We start from the raw sequence: 23,663 nt of genomic DNA, 5'->3' as shown, positions 1-23,663 counted from the left end.
CCGCCCCGCCGAGCTCCACCCCGCCCCGCTGCCGCCGCTCAGCCTTCGCCGCGGTCCGGGGCGCCGCCCCAGCGCTCCACCCGCCGCCGCTTGACGGTGCGGAAGCGCCGGGCGACCTGCCGGGCCAGGTCCGCGGCGCCCACCAGGCCCGCCTCATTGCCGAGTTCGGCCAGGACGATCTGCGCCTCGGGGCGGAAGCCGCGGCCGGTCAGGGTACGGCGGAAGGCGTCCTGGGCCGGGCCGAGCAACAGGTCCCCGGCGGCCGAGACCCCGCCGCCGATGACGAACCGGCCCGGGTCCAGCGCGGCCGCGAGATTGGCGATGCCGACGCCCAGCCAGCGGCCGACATCGTGCAGCAGCTCCACGGCCACCGCGTCGCCGTCCTGGGCGGCCTCGGTGACCAGCGGGCCGGTGATGGCGGAGACATCCCCGGCCACCCGCTCCAGCAACGGCTCGGCCACCGGTGACTCCGCAGCGGCCAGCTCGCGCGCCTCGCGGACCAGGGCGTTGCCCGAGGAGTACTGCTCCCAGCAGCCGCGGTTGCCGCAGGGGCAGCGGTGGCCGCCCGGCACCACCTGCATATGGCCGAACTCCCCGGCCATGCCCCAGCGGCCTCTTTCCAGCAGCCCCTCCTTGACGATGGCGCCGCCGATACCGGTCCCCAGAGTGATCATCACCAGGTGGTCCTCGCCGCGTCCGGCTCCGAAGCGCCACTCGGCCCAGGCGGCGGCGTTGGCGTCGTTCTCGACGATCACCGGGAAGCGCAGCCGCTCGCTCAGGGCCTGCTGCAGCGGCTCGCCGCGCCAGTTGAGGTGCGGCGCGAAGAGCACCTTGGAGCGGTCGGCGTCCACCCAGCCCGCCGCGCCGATGCCCACCGCATGGACGACGTGCCGGTCGGCCAGGTCGAGGACCAGCTCCACGATGGTGTCCTCGACCACCCTGGGGCTCTTGCTCTTGTCGGGGGTCTCGGTACGCAGCCGCTCCAGCACCTGGCCGTCCGCATCCACCACACCGGCGGCCACCTTGGTGCCGCCGATGTCGATGCCGATGGTGGGCAGCCGCAGCGAGCTGAGGTGCACCGACCGGCGCCGGCGGCTGGCACTGCGGTGCGCGGTCCGGCCGCCGCGGCCGCCGAGGCCGGAGCCGGTTCCCGAGCCGGAGCCGATCATGGAGAACTTGCCGTTCTTCTCCCGCTTGGGGTCGCCGCTGCCGCTCAATTCCGCTCCGCCTCCGCCGTGTCGGGATCCAGCCCGGGTGCCGGCCGGGCCCGGAGCGCCCCGCCCGGGGTCCCAGCCGAGCCACCCGCACACAAAGCCGCCGGTCGCCCCCGGTGGTGGACCGCTCCGCCCACCGCTCGCCCCGCCCGTCCGGCCGGGGCGCGGCAGCCGCTTCCACCGTCCGTCCCGGGGGAGTCCCGCGCCCCGGCGACTATACGCAACCAGGGCGCACCACCGGTCCCGGCACGGTGCGGCACACATCGACCGGGCGCGCACGGGTGCGCGGAGGCACACCGCAGGCTGGTAGCGCAGTGTGCGCAACCGGTGACAGAAGTGGCAGGCTGCGCATAGAGTCTGGGAACACCAACCGCCGAGCCGGCGGCCGGCCTCCGCCTCGGGAAGGGGGCGCCACGTGGAGACACTGCTGCGCCGCACCGCCGAACCGCACGAGCCGGTGTACGAGGACGGGCTGCTGCGGATCTTCAGAACCGGCCGCCGCGGCCGGCTCGCCCTGACGGGGGATGTGGACGCCTCCAATGTGACCCGCCTCGCCGGTGTGCTGTCCGCGGAGACCCGGCCTCCCTCCGGGTCGGCCGGCGGTCCGGCGAGCCTTCATCTGGAGCTGTCGGGGCTGGAGTTCATGGATGTCGGCGGGTGCCGGCTGCTGGTGCACACCGCCACCGCGCTCTTCGGTGACGGCGAGCGGCGGCTGGTGCTGCACGGCCTCGCCCCTCATCTGCGCCGGGTGATGCGCGTCGTCGGCTGGGACAGCACGCCCGGCCTGGACATCGCCCGCTGACCTGCCTCAGCCGAGCGCCAGCGCGAGGTAGAAGTCCACCCGGTCCTCCATCCGCGACAGCTGACGCCCGGTCAACTCCTCGATCCGGCCGATCCGGTAGCGCAGGGTGTTGACATGGACGTGGAGCTCCGCCGCACAGCGGGTCCAGGAGCCGTCGGCACGCAGGAAGGCGTCCAGGGTGGGCAGCAGGTCCGCCTGGTGGTCGCGGTCGTAGTCGGCGACGGGGTCCAGCAGCCTGCTGCGGAAGGCGCGCCGGACCTCTTCGGGGACGGCGGCCAGCAGCAGGATGTGCGAGGCCAGCTCCTCGGGACCGGCGACGCAGATCCGCCCGCTGCGGGCCTCCGCGATCCGGCGGGCATGGCGGGCCTCCTCCCAGGCGCCGCGCAGTGCGCCCGGTTCGGCGGCGGGTGCGCTCACCCCCAGGGTGATCCGGTCGTCCGGGCCGAGTCCGGCCTCCAGCGGGGCCAGCAGTTCGCGCAGCAGATCGGCGGGGGTGCCGGCCTCGGGGGCGGGCAGGACCACCAGGGCTCCGCTGCCGTCGCCGTCCCCCTGGTCCGGTGCGGCCCCCCGGTCCGGTGCGGCTGCGGCGACCAGGGCGCGGTCGTCGGCGGCCGCGGTCAGCGCCTCCTCCAGGGCCGCCCGCAGCGCACCGGGGGGCAGCCCGGTGCTCTCGCCCGCGACCACCACCCAGGCGGCGGGCGGGCGCTGGGGCCCCGGCCCCGACATCGCCTCGGCCGCGTACAGGGCCCGGCCGATGCCGGCGGCCCCCGTCTCCTGCCGCAGCAGGGCCGAGACCTCGTCCGCCAGCCGGCGGCGCAGCGCTCGGCCCTCGTCCCGGCGCACCCGTTCCGCGGCGACCAGCCGTGCCAGGTTGTCGGCGAGCTGACGGCGCTTGGCGGTCCATTCGGTGACATCGCCGGCGAGGGCCAGCAGCCAGTCGGCCAGCGGTGCCTCGGCCGCCGCATCGGCGGGCGCGGGGAGCAGCGAGTACGGCTGCCCGTGCAGCCGGGCCCGGTGCGGTGGGGCGGCCCGGCGGCGGCGCGCGGCGAGATGGGTGCGCACCAGCCGCTCCCGGTCGGCGGCCGGCAGCCGGTGGGGCGGGCCGGCGACCATCCGGCCGGTGGGGGCGAGCACCCAGCAGTCCAGGTCGAGGTCGCCGCCGAGCAGATCCAGCACCGCGTCCAGGCCGGTGCCGCCGACCGCGGAGACCAGCAGCCGGTGGCGTTCCACCAGGGCGGCCAGGTCGGCGGCGCGGTCGGCGGAGATCTGCCGGCCGACGTACTCGGCGACGGATGCGAAGGCGATGTCCTCGGGGACGGCCAGCAGCGGCATCCGGTGCCGACGGCAGGCCTGGACGAGGTCTGCCGGGACCGGCCCCACCTCGGCCTCGCCCGCTGCCAGGGCAACGGCTCCGGCCTCGGCCAGGACCCGCACGAACCGTTCGCTGTCCTCGGGGGCGGTGCGCCAGAGCATCCCGGTGAGGACCAGTTCACCCCCGTGGAGGTACCGGCCGGGGTCGTGCAGATCGGTGGTCATCACCCCGGTGACCTGCCGGTCCAGCTCCCCTTCGCCGACCAGCAGCCGCAGCCGTGGCGCGCCGGGGGCGAGCAGCGCGGCGACCCGCATGGTGGTGCCTCCTCCTGGCGAATGCGTGCACGAGCGGGTGCGCCGTGCTGCGCGCCCGGCGCCCGCACACCTCAGCGTGCACCCGGCCGAGCGACGCCGGACGATCGGACGATCGACGGCATGGGCCGGACGGACGCGCCCCCCTGGCTCCGGGCGGCGGTCGGGAGCGGCCTGGGCGCCGTTGCCTGCCGCAGGTCAGGAGCGTGGCCCCGGGCCGCGCGGGACCGTCCCTTTGGAGAAAACTACAGGAGTCGGGGGCGGACGGGGCTTCAGGGTTCATGGCATCGGTGACTGCCCGTGAGCGGGTGGCTGCGTGTGTACTGGGCGGAGGAGGTGCGTCCTACGCAAGGGAGACCCGGATGGAGTTCCTGCGGCCCGCCACCTGGGACGAGGCGCTGGCGCTGAAGGCCGAGCTGCCCCTGGCGGTGCCGATCGCCGGTGGCACCGATGTGATGGTGGAACTGAACTTCGACCGCCGCCGGCCACCCGCGCTGCTGGACCTGGGCGGCGTCGCCGAGCTGGGCCGCTGGGAGTCGGACGGCGCGGTGGTGCGGCTCGGCGCCTCGGTGCCGTACGCGCGGATCATCGAGGAGCTGTCCGCGCCGCTGCCCGGTCTGGCGCTGGCGGCGCGCACGGTGGGCTCCCCGCAGATCCGCAACCGGGGCAGCGTGGGGGGCAATCTGGGTGCGGCGTCCCCGGCGGGCGACTCCCATCCGCCGCTGCTGGCGGCGGGCCGCGGGGTGCAGGTGGAGGCGGCGTCGGTGCGCGGCACCCGGCTGATCCCGATCGACGCCTTCTATCTGGGGGTGAAGCGGCATGCGCTGGAGCCGGACGAGCTGATCCGGGCCGTGCGCATCCCGGTGGCGGACGGCCCCCAGCAGTTCTCCAAGATCGGCACCCGCAATGCCATGGTGATCGCGGTCTGCGCCTTCGCCCTCGCCCTGCACCCCGACGACCGCACGGTGGGCACCGGGCTGGGCTCGGCGGCCCCCACGCCGCGCCGGGCGGTCGCCGCTGAGGAGTTCCTGGCCGCGGCACTGTCCGAGGGCGGCCTGTGGGAGAGCGGCGGTGCGCTGGACGATGCGGTGGTACGGCGGTTCGGTGAGCTGGTCGCCGCGGCCGCCAGCCCGATCGACGATGTGCGGGGCAGTGCGCAGTACCGGCGGCATGCCCTGGCGGTGATGGCGCGCCGCACCCTGGCCTGGTGCTGGGCCGAGTACGGCGAGCGGCTGGAGAGGAGCGCGGCATGAGGATCGGCTTCACGGCCAATGGGCGCCCGGTGGTCGCCGACGATGTGTGGGAGGGCGAGTCGCTGCTGTACGTGCTGCGGGAGCGGCTCGGCCTGCCGGGCTCCAAGAACGCCTGCGAGCAGGGCGAGTGCGGTTCCTGCACGGTCTATCTGGACGGCTCGCCGGTCTGCTCCTGCCTGGTGGCGGCCGGCCAGGTGGAGGGCCGGGAGGTCCGCACCGTGGAGGGGCTGGCGGACGAGCACGGCCTGGACCCGGTGCAGCAGGCGTTCCTGGACGCGGGCGCCGTGCAGTGCGGCTTCTGCACCCCCGGCCTGCTGGTGCAGGCCCATGCGCTGCTGGAGCGAGACCCCCAGCCGTCGGACTCCGGCATCAGGGAGGCCCTGTCGGGCAATCTCTGCCGCTGCACGGGGTACGAGAAGATCATGGACGCGGTACGGCTGGCCGCCGCCCGCAGGAGTGCGAAGGCCGAGGTGGACGGCTGATGGGTGCCCCCGGTCCGCGCGGTGCGCTGCGCGGTGAGAAGAACCTGGAGAAGATCACCACCGATCACCCGCACGGTGTCGGCGCCAGCGCGGCGCGCCCGGACGGGATCCTCAAGGTGCGCGGTGAGTTCGCCTACTCCTCCGACCTGTGGGCGGAGGACATGCTCTGGGGGATGGCGCTGCGCGCCCCGCACGCCCGCGCCAGGATCCGCTCGGTGGACATCTCCGCCGCACTGGCCGTGCCGGGGGTGCACGCGGTGCTCACCCATGAGGACGTACCGGGCCGCAAGACCTACGGCCTGGAGATCGAGGACCAGCCGGCACTCGCCGTGGACCAGGTGCGCTACCACGGTGAGCCGGTGGCGATCGTGGCCGCGGACCATCCGGAGACCGCCCGCCGGGCGGTGGCCGCCATCGCCGTGGACTACGAGGTGCTGGAGCCGATCTGCACCGAGGAGCAGGCGCTGGACCCCGGGCGGTACGGGTATGTCCACACCCCCGCCGAGTACCGGGGCAAGGCGGCCGGCAATGTGCTGCACCGGCAGCGGGTGGTCAGCGGCGGCGGGGTGACCGACGCCGTGCGCGCCCGGGCCGATGTGGTGGTGCGCGGCGAGTACCGGGTCGGGATGCAGGACCAGGCGTTCCTCGGGCCCGAGTCGGGCCTTGCCGTCCCCGCCGAGGACGGCGGTGTGGACCTCTATGTCGCCACCCAGTGGCTCCATGTGGACCGGCGGCAGATGGCCCCGGTGCTGGGCCTGCCGGAGGAGTTGGTGCGGATCTCGCTGGCCGGGGTGGGCGGCGCGTTCGGCGGCCGGGAGGATCTGTCGATGCAGATCCACGCCTGCCTGCTGGCGCAGCGCACCGGCCGCCCGGTGAAGGTGGTGTACGGCCGCGAGGAGTCCTTCTTCGGGCATGTGCACCGCCACCCGGCGACCCTCCGCTATGAGCACGGCGCCACCCGGGACGGCCGGCTGGTCTATGTCGAGGCCCGGATCGTGCTGGACGGCGGCGCCTATGCCTCCTCCTCCCCCGCGGTGGTCGGCAATGCCGCGTCACTGGGCGTGGGGCCGTATGTGGTGCCCCATGTCTCGATGGAGGCGCTGGCGCTGTACACCAACAACCCCCCGTGCGGGGCGATGCGCGGCTTCGGGGCGGTGCAGGCCTGCTTCGCCTACGAGTCGCAGCTGGACCGGCTGGCCGCCGCGCTGGACATGGACCCGGTGGAGCTGCGGCAGCGCAACGCGGTCAGCGAGGGCTCCTCGCTGCCCACCGGGCAGCGGATCGACTCCCCCGCCCCGGTGGCCGAGCTGCTGCGGCGGGTCAAGGCGCTGCCGCTGCCGCCCGCCGCCGGGCCGGATGTGCGGGAGCTGCCGGGAGCGCTCTCCAACAGCACACACGGCGAGGGCGTGGTGCGCGGCGTCGGCTATGCCGTGGGGATCAAGAACGTGGGGTTCTCCGAGGGCTTCGACGACTACTCCACGGCCCGGGTCCGGCTGGAGGTGATCGGCGGGGAGCCCGTGGCCATGGTGCACACCGCGGCGGCGGAGGTCGGCCAGGGCGGAGTCACCGTGCACGGGCAGATCGCCCGTACCGAGCTGGGTGTGGAGCGGGTGACGATCCACCCGGCGGACACCGGGGTGGGCTCGGCCGGCTCCACCTCCGCCTCACGGCAGACCTATATGACCGGCGGTGCGGTGCGGCTGACCTGCGAGGCGGTGCGGGCGGCGCTGTTCGCCAAGGGCCGCGCCCGGTACGGATGGACGCAGGACGACCTCTCGCTGGCCGGCGGCAAGGTGGTGTCGGCCGCCGACGGGGTGCTGGCCGGGGTGGCGGACCTGCTGGGCGAGGAGTGCATCGAGGAGACCCGGGTGTACCGGCACCGGCCGACCCAGCCGCTGCATCCGGAGACCGGGCAGGGGTTCGGCCATGTCCAGTACTCCTTCTGCGCCCATCGGGCGGTGGTGGACGTGGATGTGGAGCTGGGCCTGGTCCGGGTGGTGGAGCTGGCCGCCGCGCAGGATGTGGGCCGGGCGGTGAACCCCTCCGCGGTGGTGGGCCAGATCCACGGCGGCTCGGTGCAGGGGCTGGGCCTCGCGGTGATGGAGGAGATCCAGGTCAGCGCGGGGAAGGTACGCAACCCGTCCTTCACCGACTATCTGATCCCCACCATCCTGGACACCCCGCCCCAGCCGGTGGACGTGCTGGAACTGGCCGACCCGCATGCCCCGTACGGGCTGCGCGGTGCCGGCGAGGCCCCCACCCTGTCCTCGACCCCGGCGGTGGTGTCGGCGATCCGGGCGGCGACCGGGCTGGCACTGGACCGGGTGCCGGTGCGGCCCGAGCACCTCACCGTCCAGCCGCCGCCGACGGGGTGACACCCTCGTCACCGAGACCCTCGGGCCGCGGGAGTTAGGAGCCTCCGAGATGCAGGAGATCGCCGGGCAGCTGATCGCATGGCACACCGCGGGGCGACCCTTCGCGCTGGCCACGGTGGTGTCGGTCGCGGGCAGCGCGCCCCGGGACCCCGGTGCCTCGCTGGCCGTGGACGAGGACGGCGAGGCGGTCGGCAGTGTCTCCGGGGGGTGTGTGGAGGGGGCGGTGTACGAGCTGTGCCAGGAGGTGCTGGAGAGCGGACAGCCGGTGGTGCAGCGGTTCGGCTACAGCAGCGAGGACGCCTTTGCGGTGGGGCTGACCTGCGGGGGGTCGCTGGAGGTGCTGGTGCGGCGGGTGCGCCCGGGGGACGATCCGGCGCTGGACGCGGGGCTGGCCGCCATCGCCTCGGGGACGCCGGTGGCACTGGTGGAGGTGGTGGGCGGGCCCGGGGAGCCGGTGGGGCGGGCGCTGGCGGTGACCGCCGCGGAGTGCGCCGGCGGGCTGGACTCGGCACCGCTGGAGCGGGCGGTGATCGCCGAGGCACGGGCGATGCTGGACGTGGGGCGCACCGGGCGGCTGGTGCTGGACCGGGAGGGGCGGCCCTGCGGTGCGGAGGATCCGGACGGGGTGGTGCTCTCTGTGCAGTCGTCGGTGCCGGCTCCGCGGATGCTGGTCTTCGGCGCGATCGACTTCGCCGCGGCGGTGGCGGGCATCGGGGTGTTCCTGGGCTACCGGGTGACGGTGTGCGACGCCCGCGGGGTTTTCGCCACCCGGCGCCGCTTCCCGGCCGCCGACGAGGTGGTGGTGGAGTGGCCGCACCGCTATCTGGCGCGGGAGGCGGCCACCGGGGCGCTGGACGGGCGCACCGTGGTGTGTGTGCTCACCCATGATCCCAAGTTCGATGTGCCGCTGCTGGTGGAGGCGCTGCGGCTGCCGGTCGCCTATGTGGGGGCGATGGGGTCGCGGCGCACCCACCGTGAGCGGCTGGAACGGCTGCGTGCGGCGGGGGTGGGGGAGGCCGCGTTGGGTCGGCTGCGCTCGCCGATCGGTCTGGACCTGGGGGCACGTACCCCGGAGGAGACGGCGGTCGCGGTGGCCGCCGAGATCGTCGCCCATCGGCGCGGCGGCTCATGCACCCCGCTGACCTGCGGGAACGGGCCGATTCACCGAGACGGTGCGACGCCCTCGGCGCCCTGGGCCGCCTTGACCGGCTGAGCGGGCCGCATCTACAGTCGCGAGCAGATTCGCACATATGAAGTGCGTTCAAGGATGTGGACAAGCGAGGTCCCCCATGCTCGACGGCGTGTTGTTCTTCCCGGTGACTCCGTTCGCCCCCGACGGGTCGGTCGACCTCAAGGCGCTCGCCGACCATGTGCGCAGCGGTCTGGAGGCCGGCCCCGGCGGGATCTTCGTCGCCTGTGGCACCGGCGAGTTCCATGCGCTTCACCCGCGTGAGTACGCCGAGGTCGTGCGCACCGCGGTGGAGGTCGCCGACGGCCGGGTGCCCGTGTTCGCCGGCGCCGGCGGCGCGCTGCCGCTCGCCCAGGAGTGCGCCCGCACCGCCCAGCAGGCCGGCGCCGACGGCCTGCTGCTGATGCCCCCGTACCTGGTGCAGGGCCCGCCGGCCGGGCTGGTGGACTACACCCGCCAGGTCTCGGAGGCGAGTGAGCTGCCGGTGATCGTCTACCACCGTGCCACCGCCTGCTTCGACGTCGCCTCGGCGGTCGAGGTGGCCCGGCTGCCGCGGGTGGTCGGCTTCAAGGACGGCTACGGCGATCTGGACCTGCTCTCCCGGATCGTCACCGCGGTCCGCCGCGCGATGGCCGCCGACGGCAAGGAGTTCCAGTTCTTCAACGGCATGCCCACCGCCGAGGGGACGGTCCCGGCCTACCGCGGCATCGGCGTGGAGCTCTACTCCTCGGCCGTGTTCTGCTTCGCACCGGAGATCTCGCTCGCCTTCCACCGGGCTGTGACCGAGGGCGACGACGCGGTGGTCGAGCGGCTGCTCGCCGAGTTCTTCCACCCCCTGATCGCCCTGCGCCACAAGGCGCCCGGCTATGCCGTCTCCCTGGTCAAGGCTGCGGTGCGGCAGCGCGGCCTGGACGTCGGCGGGGTGCGCGCGCCGCTGGTCGACCCCACCCCGGAGCACCTGGCCGAGCTGGCCCGGATCACCGAGGCCGGACTGGCCGTCTGCGCGGAGGTGGCCGCCCGATGAGCGACACCCTGCGGATCACCGGGGTGGAGATCACCCCCGTTGCCTTCCGGGACCCCGCGCTGCTGAACGCCGTCGGCGTCCATGAGCCGTACGCGCTGCGCGCCATTGTGGAGATCAGCACCGACCAGGGGATCAGCGGCCTCGGCGAGACCTACGCCGACGAGGGCCATCTGCAGCGGCTGCGGGCCGCGGCCGCCGCGATCACCGGGCTGGAGGTGCATGCGCTGGGCACCATGTACCAGCGGATCGCCGAGGTTCTGGGCGGCGACACCGGCAGCGACGGCCACGGCCTCACCGGTCTGATCACCTCCTCCTCCACCGTGGACCGGGTCTTCTCGCCCTTCGAGGTGGCCTGCCTGGACATCCAGGGCCGGGCCGCCGGGGTACCGGTGTCGGACCTGCTGGGCGGCGCCGTACGGGAGTCCGTCCCGTTCAGCGCCTATCTCTTCTACAAGTGGGCCGGGCACCCCGGCGCCGAGCCGGACGAGTGGGGCGAGGCCCTGGACCCGGCGGGGATCGTCGCCCAGGCGCAGCGCATGGTCGACCAGTACGGCTTCGGCGCGATCAAGCTCAAGGGCGGTGTGCTGCCGCCCGAGGAGGAGATCGAGGCGGTGAAGGCGCTGCACACGGCCTTCCCCGGGGTGCCGCTGCGGCTGGACCCCAACGCGGCCTGGACGGTGGAGACCTCGATCGAGGTGGCCCGCCGGCTGGACGGCGTCCTGGAGTACCTGGAGGACCCCACCCCCGGCCAGGACGGGATGGCACAGGTGGCCAGGGAGGCCTCCATGCCGCTGGCCACCAATATGTGCGTGGTGGCCTTCGACGAGCTGCCGTCGGCCATCGCCCGGGACTCCGTGCAGGTGGTGCTCTCCGACCATCACTACTGGGGCGGGCGCACCGCTCCAAGCTGCTGTCGGGCATCTGCGACACCTTCGGCATGGGCCTGTCCATGCACTCCAACTCCCACCTGGGGATCAGCCTGGCGGCCATGACGCATCTCGCCGCCGCCACCCCCAACCTCACCTACGCCTGCGACACCCACTGGCCGTGGAAGACCGAGGAGGTCATCCAGCCGGGCGTGCTGAGCTTCACCGACGGCTCCGTACGGGTGCCCCGCACCCCCGGTCTGGGCGTGGAGCTGGACCGTGACGCGCTGGCCCGGCTGCATGAGCAGTACCTGGCCTGCGGGCTGCGCAACCGGGACGACACGGGCTACATGCAGCGCATCGACCCCAGCTACGAGAAGAAGTCGCCGCGCTGGTGACCTGCCCAGGTGCCGGTTGACCCCCTGTCACGGGGGCAGCCGGCGCACCACCTGGCCATCGCACACCCCATGAGGGCCATGCCCTCACGGGTGAACCCCGTACGGCGATGGATCCCTCACACCCATCTCTCCCGCTCCCGCGGATCGCGGGCAGCAGGGACCTCGGCAACGAGGAGTTGTCCCCCCATGGCATGGCTCGACTGGGCCGCTCTCTGCGGCTACTTCCTGGTGATGCTGTTCATCGGCATCTGGTCGCACCGGCGCATCACCGATGTGAGCGACTACTTCACCGGCGGCGGACGGATGCCCTGGTGGCTTTCCGGTATCTCGCACCACATGTCCGGTTACAGCGCCGCGGTGTTCGTCGCCTATGCGGCGGTCGCCTACAACTACGGCATCACCGTCTACGTCTGGGCGTTCCTGCCCCTCGCCCTCGGCACCGGCATCGGCGCCTGGCTGTTCGCCCCGCGCTGGAACCGGCTCAGGCAGCGCTATGCCGTCGCCTCGCCGCTGGAGTACCTGGCCAAGCGCTACAACATCCCCACCCAGCAGGCGCTGGCCTGGAGCGGAGCCCTGCTGAAGGTCTTCGACGTGGCGGCCAAGTGGGCGTCGGTGGCCATCCTGCTGAACGTCTTCACCGGCATGTCGATGAACCTCGGCATCCTGCTCACCGGCATCGTCACCCTGCTCTACTGCACCGTCGGCGGCCTGTGGGCCGACGCGCTCACCGACTTCGGCCAGTTCGTGATCCAGGGCATCGCCGCGCTGGCGATGATCTGGGTGGTGGTCGACCGGCTCGGTGGCGTCTCCCACCTGGGCGACCTCTGGAACAAGCTCCCCTCCGGGCACGGCCATCCGCTGGTGGGCCCGTACACCGCCGGCTTCCTGAGCGCCTATGTCATCGTCAAGCTCTTCGAGTACAACGGCGGCATGTGGAACCTGGCCCAGCGCTACATGGCCACGGACTCCCCGGCGGCCGCCCGCCGCTCGGCCGGGCTCTCCGCCGTGCTGTACATCGTGTGGCCGGTGGTCCTGCTGCTGCCTCCGGTGGCCGCGCCGGTGCTGATGCCCGGTCTGGCGGACCCGCAGAAGGTCTACGCCCTGATGGCGCAGTCCTACCTGCCCGCCGGCCTGGTCGGCCTGACCCTCGCCGGAATGTTCTCCCACACCATGGCGATGGCCTCCTCCGACGCCAACGCCATCTCCGCAGTGGTCACCCGGGACATCCTCCCGGTGCTCTCCCGCCGCGCCCGCACCATGACCACCGAGGGCGGGCTGCTCGCCGCCCGGGCGTGCACGGTCGCCTTCATCACCGTCTCCATGCTGGTGGCCATCGAGTCCGCCCACTTCGGCGGAGTGCTGGGCATCATCGTCGGACTGGTCGCAGCCGTGATGGGCCCCATCTCCATCCCGATGCTGCTGGGCCTGCTGCCGCTGTTCCGCCGCTGGGGCGCCCGTGCGGCGCTGTCCTCCTGGGCGCTCGGCCTCGGTGCCTATGCGCTGGTGAAGTGGGGGATCGGCAGCTCCGACCAGACCGTGATCATCTCCACCCCGCTGATCACCTCGCTGGCCGTCTATGTCCTCGTGGGCCTGGTCCTGCCCGAGCCCAACCCCGAGGCGGACGCCATCACCGCAGCGGTCTCGCCCGGCCCGCAGAGCAGCTCCGAGGCTCGGACCCCGGTGGCCGCTCAGCTCTGACCTGCGGTTTCACCGATCGAAATCTTTCGTACCCACCAGACCATTGCCTCGATGGCCCACTGTGGCCAAGATTTGTCATCGCGGAAACCAAATTAGTCAGGAGCCTTATGGACAGCCATGCCAGCAACCGGATGAGCCGCCGCGCGGTGCTCGGAATCGGACTGGGGATCACTGCTCTGGCCACCCCCATAGGTTCCGCCCTCGGGCTGTCCGGCGAGGCCTTCGCGGCCTCGCCGGGCCGCCGGGGGGAGCCCACCGACTCCGGTTCCTACATCTCCTTCACCCCCAAGCCCGGAAGCTTCGCCCTGGTCGGGTCGGGCCGGGCGGTCCCCCTGGTGGTCAGCGGCAGCGACTGGCCGGGCGTCGTCCGGGTGGTCGGCGACCTGCAGGCCGACATCCAGCGGGTCACCGGCGTCCGCCCGGCCGTCTTCCAGGACAAGGCCCCGCGGCAGAGCGAGATCGCCATCGTCGGCACCATCGGCCGCAGCCCGCTGGTCGACGGCCTGATCGCCGCCGGCAAGCTGGATGTCAGCGGCATCGCCGGCAAGTGGGAGACCTCCCTGCAGACCGTTGTGGAGAACCCGCTGCCGGGCGTGGACCGCGCCTTTGTGATCGCCGGCAGCGACCAGCGCGGCACCGTCTTCGGCGTCTACGACGTCTCCCGCGGCATCGGCGTCTCGCCCTGGTACTGGTGGGACGATGTCGCCCCGGTCCGGCGCAGCGCGCTGCACGTACTGCCCGGACGCCACACCCAGGGCACCCCGGTGGTGAAGTACCGCGGCTTCTTCATCAACGACGAGAACCCCGCGCTCGGCAACTGGGCACCCAAGGCCTTCGGCCCCGGCAAGGCCCCCGGCTACGAGGGCGGCTTCAACGCGGCCTTCTACGCCAAGGTCTTCGAGGTCATGCTGCGCCTCAAGGCCAACTACCTGTGGCCTGCCGTGTGGGGCCGCGCCTTCGCCGAGGACGACCCGCTGAACCATGCCACCGCCAAGCTGTACGGCGTCGTGATGGGCACCTCCCACGAGGCGCCCATGATGCGGGGCATCGAGGAGTGGAACCGCCACGCCGTGGCCGCCGTCCGCGACAGCGCCGGCACCGTCACGACCCCCGGCCACGACCCCTACGGGGGCACCGGCGAGTGGTCCTTCCGCCACAACTCCGATGCGCTCAAGGCGTACTGGCGTGACGGCATCCAGCGCATGGTCGACCAGGACTTCGAGGGCGTGGTCACCCTCGGCATGCGCGGCAACGGCGACGTCAGCCTGCCCGACGGCGACGGCATCGAGCTGATGACGGAGATCATCGCCACCCAGCGCCAGATCCTGGCCGAGGTCACCGGCAAGGACATCACCACCATCCCCCAGGTGTGGACCCTCTACAAGGAGGTCCAGCGCTACTGGGACCGCGGCCTGCGGGCGCCCGACGACGTCACCGTGGTCCTTGTCGACGACAACTGGGCCAACATCCGCAAGCTGCCCGACACCCGCAACGACCCGCGCAGCGGCAGCTACGGCCTCTACTACCACTTCGACTATGTGGGCGGCGGCCGCAACTACAAGTGGGTGGACACCACCTCACTGCCCAACATGTGGGACCAGCTCAACCAGACCGCCACCTACGGCAGCCACGGCCTGTGGGTGACCAACGTCGGCGACCTCAAGGGCAATGAGCTGCCGACCCAGTTCTTCCTGGACTACGCCTGGGCTCCGCACCGCTGGCCGCTGGAGTCGCTCCCCGAGTGGGAGGAGCAGTACGCCCGGCAGAACTTCGGCGAGGAGCAGTCCTCCGCCATCGCCGAGGTGCTGGCCACGTACGCCCAGCTGCAGTCGCGCCGCAAGCCCGAGCTGCTCAACCGCAGGATCACCGTGGACCCGGCCAAGGACCCCGCCAAGGACTCCTCGGCGATCGTCAACGACGACCAGGCCACGCCCTTCAGCATGACCGACTACCGGGAGCTGGAGCGCGTCACCGAGGACTGGGAGGAGCTCGCCGCCGCCACCGACCGGATCACCCGGCGGATCCCGGGGGCCAACCAGGACTCCTGGTACGAGCTGGTCGGCTACGAGGTCCAGGCCACCGCCAACCTCTACCGGCTGCGCAGGGCGGAGTTCACCAACATCCGCTACGCGGCGCAGGGCCGCGCCCTCACCAACGACCTGGCGGCCGCCGCGGAGGCGCGGCTCGCCGACGACTTCGCGCTGGCCGACCGCTTCAACACCAAGATCGCGGGCGGCAAGTGGGACGGGTTCCAGACCCAGCCCCACATCGACTACGGCGATGTCGCCCGCTACGGCCCCAACGCCCCCTGGCAGGAGCCCGAGCTCAACAACGCCGCCATACCCGATGTGCTCTTCCCCGCCGTCAAGCGGATCGAGCTGCCGGCGACGGCCGAGATGGGCGTGGCGATCGACGGCTCCGACGCCTGGTGGCCGCAGCAGCAGGGCGACGCGGTGCTGCCCGTCTTCAGCCCGTACCAGAGCCAGCCGGCCCAGTACATCGAGGTGTTCAACCGGGGCAGCAAGGCGTTCGACTACACCGTGCGCACCGGCGCCTCCTGGCTGACCGCCGACCGCACCCGCGGCCGTGTCACCCAGGAGGAGCGGATCACCCTGGAGGTGGACTGGTCGCGGGCGCCCAAGGGCACCACCCGACTGCCCGTCACCGTCTCCGGGCCGAACGGCAGCACCGTGGTGGTGCAGGCGGTGGTCGACAACCCGGTGGTCTCCCGGTCGAAGCTCTCGGGCTTTGTGGAGGCCAACGGCTATGTCTCCATCGAGGCGGCGCACACCTCGCGCGCGGTCGGCGCAGCCGGTGTCTCCTGGGTGCGGATCCCGCGCATCGGCCGCACCGGCGACGGCATGGAGCCCTTCCCGGTGACCGCGGCCCGCCAGACCCCGGGCGGCCAGGGTCCGCGGCTGGAGTACACGGTCAGCCTGTTCACCACCGGGCCGGTCACGGTCTGGGCGTATCTGTCGCCGCGCAACAACGCCCTGGCGACGGACGGTCTGAAGTACGCCGTCTCCTTTGACGACGACGCCCCCCAGACCGTGAACATCACCACGGTGACCGGTGCCGACGACGGCACCATGAACAACCAGTGGGCGCGCAACACCTCGGACAACGTCAACCGCACCAGCACGGTGCACCAGATCAGCGGCGCCGGAGTGCACACGCTGAAGTTCTGGATGGTCGACCCGACGGTGGTGCTGCAGAAGCTGGTGGTGGACACCGGCGGTCTCAAGCCCAGCTACCTGGGCCCGCCGGAGAGCCTCCGGCTGCACTGAGACCGGTCGACGGTCCCGGGGCGGGCGCCCGCTGCCACAGCGGGCGCCCGCCCCGCGCGTTTCCCGCCCGCGCGTTCACCGTCGCCGTACCTTCGGCCGGGCTGCTCAGCCCAGCCTGCGCAGCCCGTCGCGCAGCCGGCGGGCGTCACGCAGCCGGTGCTCATAGGTGGCCCCCAGGAAGAGCAGCAGCAGCCCGGCCGCGGCGAGCGGCACCCAGCGGGGCAGTATGCCGAAGACCTGGGCGATTCCCGGGGCCAGCTCATGCAGCCCGTCGGCGGCCAGCACGGAGCCGCCCATCAGCAGCGGTGCCCGCAGGCGGTGGTGTGCACCCAGCAGGGTCACCGTCAGCGCGCCCAGCCCGAGCAGCAGCGGACGCAGCCAATGCTGGTCCACCCAGGCCGCGGCCAGGCTCGGCAGCAGTCCCGCGGTGAGCCCGGTGCCATAGGCCGCCCAGGAGGTGGTCCCGGGTGCGCGGCGGCGGCGCAGCCCGCCCAGGACGAGCGCCGCGACCGCGACGGTGAGGCTGTACGGCTCCGGGGCATGGACCCCGGCCATCGCCAGGCGTACCCAGGAGGAGGCCGTGACCAGGGTGGCGCCCGCGGCCGGCGCCACCCGGCGCCGGTCGCTGCGCAGGGCGGCGCCGAAGGCGGCGACACCGGCGACGGCGAGGGCGAGACTGAGCGCGGCGGGGTCGGGTGCCGCCATCAGCAGCGCGGCTGCGGCCGCACCGCAGCCGGCCCGTTCGACGGCCGCACCGACCCGGCGCCGGTCGGCAGTGCGGCGCAGGGCCGCGGCCGTCGGCACGGTCGCCACGGCCGTCCCGAGCACCCCGAACGCCGCCAGATGCAGCGGCAGCCCCGCCACCAGGCCGCCTCGGGCCGCCTCGAAGCCCAGGACCACGACCGCGAAACCGCCGGCCCATGCCGCCGCCGCACCGCGCAGTACCGTGGCGAGGACCATGGCGAGCAGCGCCGACCCGCCCCATGCCATGAGGGTCTCCACCCGGTTCGGCAGCGACCAGGTGAGGGCCAGGGCCAAGGGCACCGCCACCCCGCAGAAGGGCACCGCGGGATCACCACCGGAACGCTGACGCAGCGTCAGCACTACTGCGGCAAAGGGCGCCGGAGCCCAGGCCGCCGCCACCGCCGCACCGGGCGGCAGTCCGGCCGCCACCGGAACCAGCGCCCACACCAGCACCGCGATCGACAGGCCCCCGCCGTACAGCTGACGCCTCACGGCACCGCCACCCGCCGCGCCGGTGCGCCCCAGCAGGAATCCCGCAGCGGCGAGCACCGCGGCGACCGGGGCGACCGCCGCCAGTACGGCGGCCGACAGCCGCCAGTCACCGCCGGCGCCGGACAGCCGGACAAGCGGGTGGACGACCGCGCGCAGCAGTTCCGGGAGTGCCGTCGCCGTTGTGGCCCCCAGCACCAGGACCCCCGCCGCGGCGAGCCCGACGGAGCAGGGGCCCGGCCAGGTTCGGCCCTCTCCGTGGACGTCGGCGGCGGAGGCCGGCAGATCGCCGGCTCCGGGGTCGGCGCCGACCGGGCCGGGCCGCCGCCGGGCGTGCAGGGCGAACACGGCGATCGCGAGGAGCGCCGCGGTCAGGGCCTGGGCGGGCAGCCCCCACGGGCGGGGCAGCATCAGTCGAAGGGGCGTGCCGAGGGCGACGAGGAGGGCGACCCCGCCCAGACCGGCGGCCGCGGTCCGGGCGGAGGGGGTGAGCCTGCCCGGCCGTAGTGCGAGGGCCGGGCCCAGCACGGCCGTCCCCGCCAGGGAGGCGCAGCAGCGCAGCGCCGGACCGTACACGGTGGCGGCGAGGGCACCGGCCGCACCGAACAGCAGGGAGGCCACGGCCCAGCACGCTGCCACGGCGAGCACCGGGCCGGACAGCAGGCCGGACAGCGGGCCGCCGGACGGCTCCGCCGTCCGGCGGCGGAACAGCATCGCCGCCGCGACGTCGACGACCGCGACACAGAGCGTGATGGCGGACCACCCCGCCGGGCCCACCCCGAGGGCGACCGCGGCCAGCGGCCCGGTGGACTGCGCCAGCACCAGTCCGGCCACCGGCATCGCCCTCGACCGGGTCAGCCGGCCGTACGCGGCCGATCCCAGCCCGACGAGCCCGGTCTCGACGGCCAAGCAGGCGGCGGTGCCGAACCGCTGGAGCCCGGCGAGGCCGGCGGCGCGTGCGGCGTAGCAGTCCAGCAGGACCAGCGCGACACCGATGACGGAGGCCGCCTCGGCGGTGGCGGCCAGGCCGCGTCGGCGCAGCGGGACGGGGACCGCGAGGACCACCGCGGTGACCGCGGCCAGGGCGGCGGCACGCGCGCCGATGCCCAGCCGGCCCCAGCTGACGGCGGTGAAGACCAGCGCGGCCACCACGACCAGCAGCCCGCCCAGGATCAGCAGCACGGTCTGCACCGACGGCGCCCGGACCTCCCCCTGCGGCCCCGTCCGCGGCGCCGGGACGAGCGGGGCGGCCGACATCGCACCCGGGGCGGCGGGGTCGGCGTCGCGGCGCCGTCGCAGGGCGGTGACCAGGACCGCACGGCGGTGCAGCATCGCCGCACGCTGAGCGTCCAGACCGGTCAGCGCGATGTCGAGCCGGCGCAGTTCGAGCGCGTCCGGGCCGGTGAGCGGGAGTTCGCAGCGGGGGCAGGCGACCACCTGTACCGCGGCGCCGAGTGGCGATCCGCAGTCGGGGCAGCACAACTGGCTGGCATTCACAGCTGGAGTGTGGGCGCCGCGGGCGCACCTGGCATGAGTACGGATACTCAGTTCTGGTGGGCCCGCGGATCACACAGCGGTGGTCAGCAGCACGGGGGCGGCCCGGGCCGCCAGCAGTTCGGCGGTCCGACGCAGCCGGTGGGCCTGGTCGAGCGGCAGTGACACGGCCAGGCACCCGGCCGAGGACCCGGCCGTCACGGGGACGGCGGCGCAGACCGTGCCGATCGCGTACTCCTGGAGGTCCAGCACCGGCACGGTGGCGGGCTGCCTGTCGAGGACGTGCAGCAGCCGCTCGGTGCCGGTGATGGTACGTGAGGTGAGCCTGACGGCGGGGTGCCGGGCGAGATGGTCGCGCCGGGCCCGGTCGTCCAGTTGGGCGAGCAGGCACTTGCCGAGCGCGGTGGCGTGCCCGGCGGCCCGGAAGTCCACCCACTCCTGCACCGGAGGGGCCGTGGGGCTGGTGGCCGCGGCCTCCAGCACGATCTCTCCGTCGCGGTACGCGGCGAAGTACACCGCCGCGGCGAGTTCGTCGTGCAGCCGCCGCAGCGCGCCGTCCAGTCCCGCCCGCAGCGTCGGCGGCCGGCTGTGGCGGTCGGAGGCCGACCATGCCATGGCGCTCCCCAGCACATAGCCGCCGTCGCCCAGCCCTCGCAGATAGCCCTCCTGCTCCAGCAGGGCCACGGTGCGGTGCACTGCAGCCGGGGGCAGATCGAGCTCCCGGGCGAGGGTGTCCGGGGTGGCCACACGGTGGTGGTCCACGGCCTCCAGCAGCCGCAGTGCCCAGCGGACCGGGCTGCGCCGTGCGGGTCTGACGTCGTGAAGGGTCACTCGAGATCCCCCTGCCAGGTCGTGGCTGCGGCGTCACCGGCGCGACCACGAAGGGTGTCGGACCGGATCCGTGCTGTGCCCAGCGTATCCGCCGCACCGCCGCCGGATACGGCGGTCCCGGCAGATTTCCGGCAAGAAAGCCCTGCTCAACGGGGGCATATGCCAGCGGCACCAAGGCCGGCCGCACGGCTGCCGGTACGGCATCCCCCATCCCACCCCACAACCGTGCACCTCGGACGGCCATGGGGAGCTACACCGGTTCAGCGACAGGGCCCCCGTGGCCTCGGACGGGCAGTCAGCGGCCCTGCCCGGAGGCATGCGCAGGCGGCCGCACCCGGGCCCGACGCCCGGGCCGCGGAAGGAGGACGGGCGGCCCCGCCGGGGTCGGACGCCTCGCCGGAGCGCCCTGCTGCGGCGGAGGTCAGCGGCCGAGGACGGCCCGCACCGCCGTGGCCCGTCCGTCGGCGTCACCCAGCGGGCGGGCGGCGGTGAGCGCCTCGGCTGCGGCCGGGTCCAGACCGCCCTCGGTGAGGGCCGTCAGGGCCTCGGCGGCAGGCAGCAGCTCCCACCAGCGCATGGCCACCGCACGGCACCCGTCCTCGGTGAGGCTGCCGGTGAGCCGCAGCCGCGCCACCCCTCCGTCGGGATGGACCTCCAGACGGACATGGGTGGCGGTGCGGGAGCCGTCGAGCCGGAAGCGGTGACGGGTGTCGGGCTGCAGCCGGGTTCGGGGCAGCAGTTCGAACCACTCCTCCCCGCTCGCCGCGTCACGTCCCAGCAGGGCGGCCCACCCCGGCGCATTGTGCAGGAAGTGGGTGGTGTCGATCTCGGCGGCCCGTACCCGTCCGGCACCCGCCAGGGCCAGCTGCACCCAGTCGTGCCCGTGGTCGCGCCGGCGCCGGGTCTCCCAGCCCTCCCCCATCACGGCCGCGCGGCCGGGGGCGTTGAGGTTGTGCGGGGAGGAGTAGTAGCGGTCCGAAGCGGCCTCGGCCACTCCCCCGTGCTCCTGCGCGGCGAGGTCGAAGGTGAGGCCGGCCAGGTCCCTGGGATCGGGGACGACGACCCCGTGCACCCGCAGCCGTGCGACGCCGCCGTCCGGCCGGATGGTCAGCCTGACGTGGGTGAAGCGGCGCTCCACCGCGACCGGGAACTCATGGACGGTGTCGCCGCGCAGCGGACTCTCCGGGACCAGCTCCACCCACTCCACACCGTCGGCGAGCAGCTCCTCCGGCGAGGGGTGGCCCGGTACAGAGGCGGCGTGGACGGCGGCGTACGGCGGGTAGTTGCCGGTGAAGTGCGCGGTGTCCAGCACCACTCCCCGGACGACACCGGGGGCGCCCAGCCTGACCAGCGCCCAGTCGTGGTCGTCCGGGGCGGGGTACGGGCGGTCGGGCCCGCTGCCGCGGCGGCGGCGGGTCTCCCAGCCGTCCATGATCTGGCCCTTGTGGCCGAAGGTGTGCGGCCGGAACTCGGGAGCCGCCGCGACCAGCAGGTTCTCCTTCTCGGCGAAGGACTCGTCGGACGCGGCGACCACTCCTGCGCCCAGCCTGCGGGCGGCCAGGTCGACCAGGTCGGTGAAGGGGATGTCACTGCCGGGGGTCATGACGCTGCCTCTCCTGGACGTGGCGCGGCCTCTCCTGGACGTGGCGCGGCCTCTCCTGGACGGGACAGCAGCCGGCCGAAGGGCGCCGCGGCGGGGTCCACCACCCGCCCGCGCAGCCAGGTGGTGCGGACGGCGCCGGTCAGGGTCCGGCCGGCGTAGGGCGTCACGGGGTTGCGGTGGTGCAGCGCCGCCGGGTCGACGCGGAAGGCGGCGTCGGGATCAAAGGCCACCAGGTCTGCGTCGCGCCCCGGCGCGATCGCCCCCTTGGCGGGGAGTCCGGCGAGCGTGGCGGGCCCTGCCGACATCCAGCGCACCACATCGGTGAGGCCGTGGCCGCGACGGCGGGCCTCGGTCCAGACGGCGGCCAGCCCCAGCTGAAGGGAGGCGATGCCGCCCCAGGCGGCGGCGAAGTCCCCGCGCTCCAGCAGTTTGAGGTCGGCGGTGCAGGGCGAGTGGTCGGAGACCACGGCGGCGAACTCCCCGGCCGCCAGAGCCTCCCACAGCCGCTCGCGGTTGGCGTCGTCGCGGATCGGCGGGCAGCACTTGAAGGCGGTGCCGCCGTCGGGGACCTCCGCCGCGGTCAGGCAGAGGTAGTGGGGGCAGGTCTCGGCGGTCACCCGTACGCCGTCGGCGCGGGCGCGGGCCAGCAGCGGCAGCACCGCGGCGGAGGAGACATGCAGGACATGGACGCGGGCTCCGGTCCGGCGGGCGGCCTCCAGCAGCCGGGTGACGGCGGCGGTCTCCGCGCCGCCGGGCCGGGAGTCGAGGAAGTCCTGGTAGCGGCGGCCGGGGCGCCGGGGGGCCAGTTCCAGCACCGCGGGGTCCTCGGCGTGCACGATGACGAGGGCGTCCAGCCGCGCGGCCTCGGCCAGCGCCCGCTCCAGGTCGGCCGGCTCCAGCTGCGGGAACTCCTCCACCCCGGACGGCGAGAGGAACCCCTTGAAGCCGAAGACCCCGGCCCGGTGCAGCGGCTCCAGTTCGGCGGTGTTGCCCGGCACGGCTCCGCCCCAGAAGCCGACGTCCACCCGGACCCGGCCGTCGGCCGCACGGCGTTTGGCGGTCAGCCCCTCGGGGGTGGTGGTGGGCGGCACCGAGTTGAGGGGCATGTCGACAACTGTGGTGACCCCGCCGGCCGCGGCCGCCCGGGTCGCCGAGTCGAACCCCTCCCACTCGGTGCGGCCGGGCTCGTTCACATGCACATGGCTGTCCACCAGACCCGGCAGCAGGGCGAGGGCACCGAGATCGGTCACGGTGTCGGCGTCCAGCGACCCGTGGGGCGCCACCGCCTCGATCCGGCCTCCGCGCACCAGGACGTCGGCCGGGCGCTCACCCTCGGGCAGCACGGCACGGCGGGAGCGGAACACCGACCCGGGGGCGGGCGGAGGACTGGGCAACGGCACCTCCGGACGGTGCGGGGGCTGGCGTGCTCGCAGCTCGGAGCGTAGGCCGCGCTTCAACAGAACGTCAACGCCCGGCCCGGTGCAACGCGGCGGGCGACGCCCGCGCCCCGACCTGCGGGGACCGGCGGCTGCGCCGTGGGCCGCACCGCGCGGCTCACCGCCGGGGTCCTGGGCGCGGGCGCTGCCCCGCTGATCGCCCCAGGTCGGCAAGGGGTCGGCGCCGGGGTCCCTCGATAGAGTGAGGGGGTGCGACTGATGGTGGAGTTCACAACCGAGCCGTTCGAGCTGGAGACCTTCCCCGAGCACGCCCAGGCGGCCCGCAGAGCCGTGGAGGAGGCCGGGCTGAGCGTGGACGTGGGGCCGTTCGGGACCAGTGCGCAGGGGGGCTCCGAGGAGACCCTGGCCGCGGTCGCCCGGATGCTGCGGGACACCTTGGCCGCCGGTGCCACCCGGATCTCCCTGCAGCTCAGCGTGGTCGAGGACGGTTCACGGTGAGCACCGTGCCGGGCCATCCGCTGGCCGCCGCGATCCAGCCGCTGCTGGATGCCGTGGGCGCCGTTCCGGTGGAGCCGGGCGAGGCCCGCCCGGAGGACCTGGTGCTGGAGTGGGAGGGTTCACCGGCGGTGGCCGTACGGCTGCCCCATCTGGGCTCCGCGCTGGACCGGCTGCTGTCCGACATGGAGCGCCGCTTCGGCGGCCGCCCCCTCGCCGCACTGTCCCGGGCCGACAAGCAGCGGGTGGTGGTCCTGCTGGAGGAGCGGGGGGCGTTCACCGTGCGCCACGGGGTGGAGACGGTGGCGTCCGCGCTCGGCGTCAGCCGCTTCACGGTCTACAACTACCTCAACCGGCAGCAGGAAACGCAGCCGTAACCAGGACCCTTCAACATTCTGT

General features: G+C 73.9%; 16 protein-coding genes and 1 pseudogene. 11 read left to right on the top strand and 6 right to left on the bottom strand.

From position 1 onward, the window contains the following. Positions 1–38 precede the first annotated feature (38 nt). Complete coding sequence (locus tag AB0761_RS29930; protein ID WP_377274392.1) at positions 39–1,169, bottom strand: ROK family glucokinase; 1,131 nt, start codon at positions 1,167–1,169, stop codon at positions 39–41. Between the two features lie 460 nt (positions 1,170–1,629). Between AB0761_RS29930 and AB0761_RS29925 the strand changes: the two genes are divergently transcribed. After that, positions 1,630–2,016 (top strand): STAS domain-containing protein, encoded by a 387-nt coding sequence (locus tag AB0761_RS29925; protein WP_377272259.1) that lies wholly within the window; start codon positions 1,630–1,632, stop codon positions 2,014–2,016. A gap of 6 nt (positions 2,017–2,022) precedes the next feature. Here AB0761_RS29925 and AB0761_RS29920 read toward each other — a convergent pair whose 3' ends face one another. After that, on the bottom strand, positions 2,023–3,642 hold the full coding sequence (locus AB0761_RS29920; protein WP_377272258.1) for a PucR family transcriptional regulator: 1,620 nt from the start codon (positions 3,640–3,642) through the stop codon (positions 2,023–2,025). 359 nt (positions 3,643–4,001) lie between these two features. On the opposite strand from AB0761_RS29920, the gene AB0761_RS29915 reads away from it, so the two are divergent. The 8 genes and pseudogenes from AB0761_RS29915 to AB0761_RS29880 all read left to right on the top strand — a co-directional run bounded on the left by AB0761_RS29915 (position 4,002) and on the right by AB0761_RS29880 (position 16,211). Beyond that, positions 4,002–4,892 (top strand): FAD binding domain-containing protein, encoded by an 891-nt coding sequence (locus tag AB0761_RS29915; protein ID WP_377272256.1) that lies wholly within the window; start codon positions 4,002–4,004, stop codon positions 4,890–4,892. Further along, complete coding sequence (locus tag AB0761_RS29910; RefSeq protein ID WP_377272255.1) at positions 4,889–5,374, top strand: (2Fe-2S)-binding protein; 486 nt, start codon at positions 4,889–4,891, stop codon at positions 5,372–5,374. Before AB0761_RS29915 ends, AB0761_RS29910 begins: the two co-directional genes overlap by 4 nt. Beyond that, positions 5,374–7,749 (top strand): xanthine dehydrogenase subunit D, encoded by a 2,376-nt coding sequence (gene pucD / locus AB0761_RS29905; protein ID WP_377272254.1) that lies wholly within the window; start codon positions 5,374–5,376, stop codon positions 7,747–7,749. Before AB0761_RS29910 ends, pucD begins: the two co-directional genes overlap by 1 nt. A gap of 49 nt (positions 7,750–7,798) precedes the next feature. Beyond that, on the top strand, positions 7,799–8,962 hold the full coding sequence (locus AB0761_RS29900; RefSeq protein ID WP_377272253.1) for an XdhC family protein: 1,164 nt from the start codon (positions 7,799–7,801) through the stop codon (positions 8,960–8,962). Positions 8,963–9,038: 76 nt separating this feature from the next. Continuing rightward, complete coding sequence (locus AB0761_RS29895; protein ID WP_377272252.1) at positions 9,039–9,962, top strand: 5-dehydro-4-deoxyglucarate dehydratase; 924 nt, start codon at positions 9,039–9,041, stop codon at positions 9,960–9,962. Then, positions 9,959–11,226: pseudogene (locus AB0761_RS29890) on the top strand (glucarate dehydratase family protein). Before AB0761_RS29895 ends, AB0761_RS29890 begins: the two are co-directional and overlap by 4 nt. Before the next feature lie 186 nt (positions 11,227–11,412). Beyond that, positions 11,413–12,924, top strand: coding sequence for a sodium:solute symporter family protein (locus AB0761_RS29885; RefSeq protein WP_377272251.1), 1,512 nt, complete (start codon positions 11,413–11,415; stop codon positions 12,922–12,924). 107 nt (positions 12,925–13,031) lie between these two features. Beyond that, the gene (locus tag AB0761_RS29880) at positions 13,032–16,211 is read left to right on the top strand and encodes a glycosyl hydrolase 115 family protein (RefSeq protein ID WP_377272250.1); all 3,180 of its coding nucleotides are present in this window, start codon (positions 13,032–13,034) and stop codon (positions 16,209–16,211) included. 105 nt (positions 16,212–16,316) lie between these two features. Here AB0761_RS29880 and AB0761_RS29875 read toward each other — a convergent pair whose 3' ends face one another. The 4 genes from AB0761_RS29875 to allB all read right to left on the bottom strand — a co-directional run bounded on the left by AB0761_RS29875 (position 16,317) and on the right by allB (position 22,766). Next, positions 16,317–18,941 carry an SCO7613 C-terminal domain-containing membrane protein gene (locus tag AB0761_RS29875; protein ID WP_377272249.1) on the bottom strand — a complete coding sequence of 875 codons (2,625 nt, stop codon included), beginning with the start codon at positions 18,939–18,941 and terminating at the stop codon, positions 16,317–16,319. Between the two features lie 69 nt (positions 18,942–19,010). Then, positions 19,011–19,769: an IclR family transcriptional regulator gene (locus tag AB0761_RS29870; RefSeq protein WP_377272248.1), complete on the bottom strand. Its 759-nt coding sequence runs from the start codon at positions 19,767–19,769 to the stop codon at positions 19,011–19,013. Between the two features lie 421 nt (positions 19,770–20,190). Then, the gene (alc, locus tag AB0761_RS29865) at positions 20,191–21,372 is read right to left on the bottom strand and encodes an allantoicase (protein ID WP_377272247.1); all 1,182 of its coding nucleotides are present in this window, start codon (positions 21,370–21,372) and stop codon (positions 20,191–20,193) included. Further along, positions 21,369–22,766 (bottom strand): allantoinase AllB, encoded by a 1,398-nt coding sequence (allB, locus tag AB0761_RS29860; protein WP_377274390.1) that lies wholly within the window; start codon positions 22,764–22,766, stop codon positions 21,369–21,371. Before allB ends, alc begins: the two co-directional genes overlap by 4 nt. A 252-nt stretch (positions 22,767–23,018) precedes the next feature. On the opposite strand from allB, the gene AB0761_RS29855 reads away from it, so the two are divergent. Continuing rightward, complete coding sequence (locus AB0761_RS29855; protein WP_377272246.1) at positions 23,019–23,267, top strand: thiamine-binding protein; 249 nt, start codon at positions 23,019–23,021, stop codon at positions 23,265–23,267. Next, positions 23,264–23,641, top strand: a complete 378-nt coding sequence (locus AB0761_RS29850; RefSeq protein ID WP_377272245.1) for a helix-turn-helix domain-containing protein — start codon at positions 23,264–23,266, stop codon at positions 23,639–23,641. The genes AB0761_RS29855 and AB0761_RS29850 overlap by 4 nt, the downstream gene beginning before the upstream one ends. Positions 23,642–23,663: the final 22 nt, after the last annotated feature.

The organism is Peterkaempfera podocarpi, from assembly GCF_042466665.1.
Taxonomy (GTDB): Bacteria; Actinomycetota; Actinomycetes; order Streptomycetales; family Streptomycetaceae; genus Peterkaempfera; species Peterkaempfera podocarpi.
Note: the sequence above shows the minus strand (reverse complement) of the source record. Positions and strands in the feature narration are given on the sequence as shown.

Bases quoted from the DNA above. Each gene is read 5' to 3' on its own strand.
- AB0761_RS29930 (WP_377274392.1), bottom strand. From the start codon at position 1,169: ATGATCGGCTCCGGCTCGGGAACCGGCTCCGGCCTCGGCGGCCGCGGC.
- AB0761_RS29920 (WP_377272258.1), bottom strand. From the start codon at position 3,642: ATGCGGGTCGCCGCGCTGCTCGCCCCCGGCGCGCCACGGCTGCGGCTG.
- AB0761_RS29915 (WP_377272256.1), top strand. From the start codon at position 4,002: ATGGAGTTCCTGCGGCCCGCCACCTGGGACGAGGCGCTGGCGCTGAAG.
- AB0761_RS29910 (WP_377272255.1), top strand. From the start codon at position 4,889: ATGAGGATCGGCTTCACGGCCAATGGGCGCCCGGTGGTCGCCGACGAT.
- pucD (WP_377272254.1), top strand. From the start codon at position 5,374: ATGGGTGCCCCCGGTCCGCGCGGTGCGCTGCGCGGTGAGAAGAACCTG.
- AB0761_RS29900 (WP_377272253.1), top strand. From the start codon at position 7,799: ATGCAGGAGATCGCCGGGCAGCTGATCGCATGGCACACCGCGGGGCGA.
- AB0761_RS29895 (WP_377272252.1), top strand. From the start codon at position 9,039: ATGCTCGACGGCGTGTTGTTCTTCCCGGTGACTCCGTTCGCCCCCGAC.
- AB0761_RS29885 (WP_377272251.1), top strand. From the start codon at position 11,413: ATGGCATGGCTCGACTGGGCCGCTCTCTGCGGCTACTTCCTGGTGATG.
- AB0761_RS29880 (WP_377272250.1), top strand. From the start codon at position 13,032: ATGGACAGCCATGCCAGCAACCGGATGAGCCGCCGCGCGGTGCTCGGA.
- alc (WP_377272247.1), bottom strand. From the start codon at position 21,372: ATGACCCCCGGCAGTGACATCCCCTTCACCGACCTGGTCGACCTGGCC.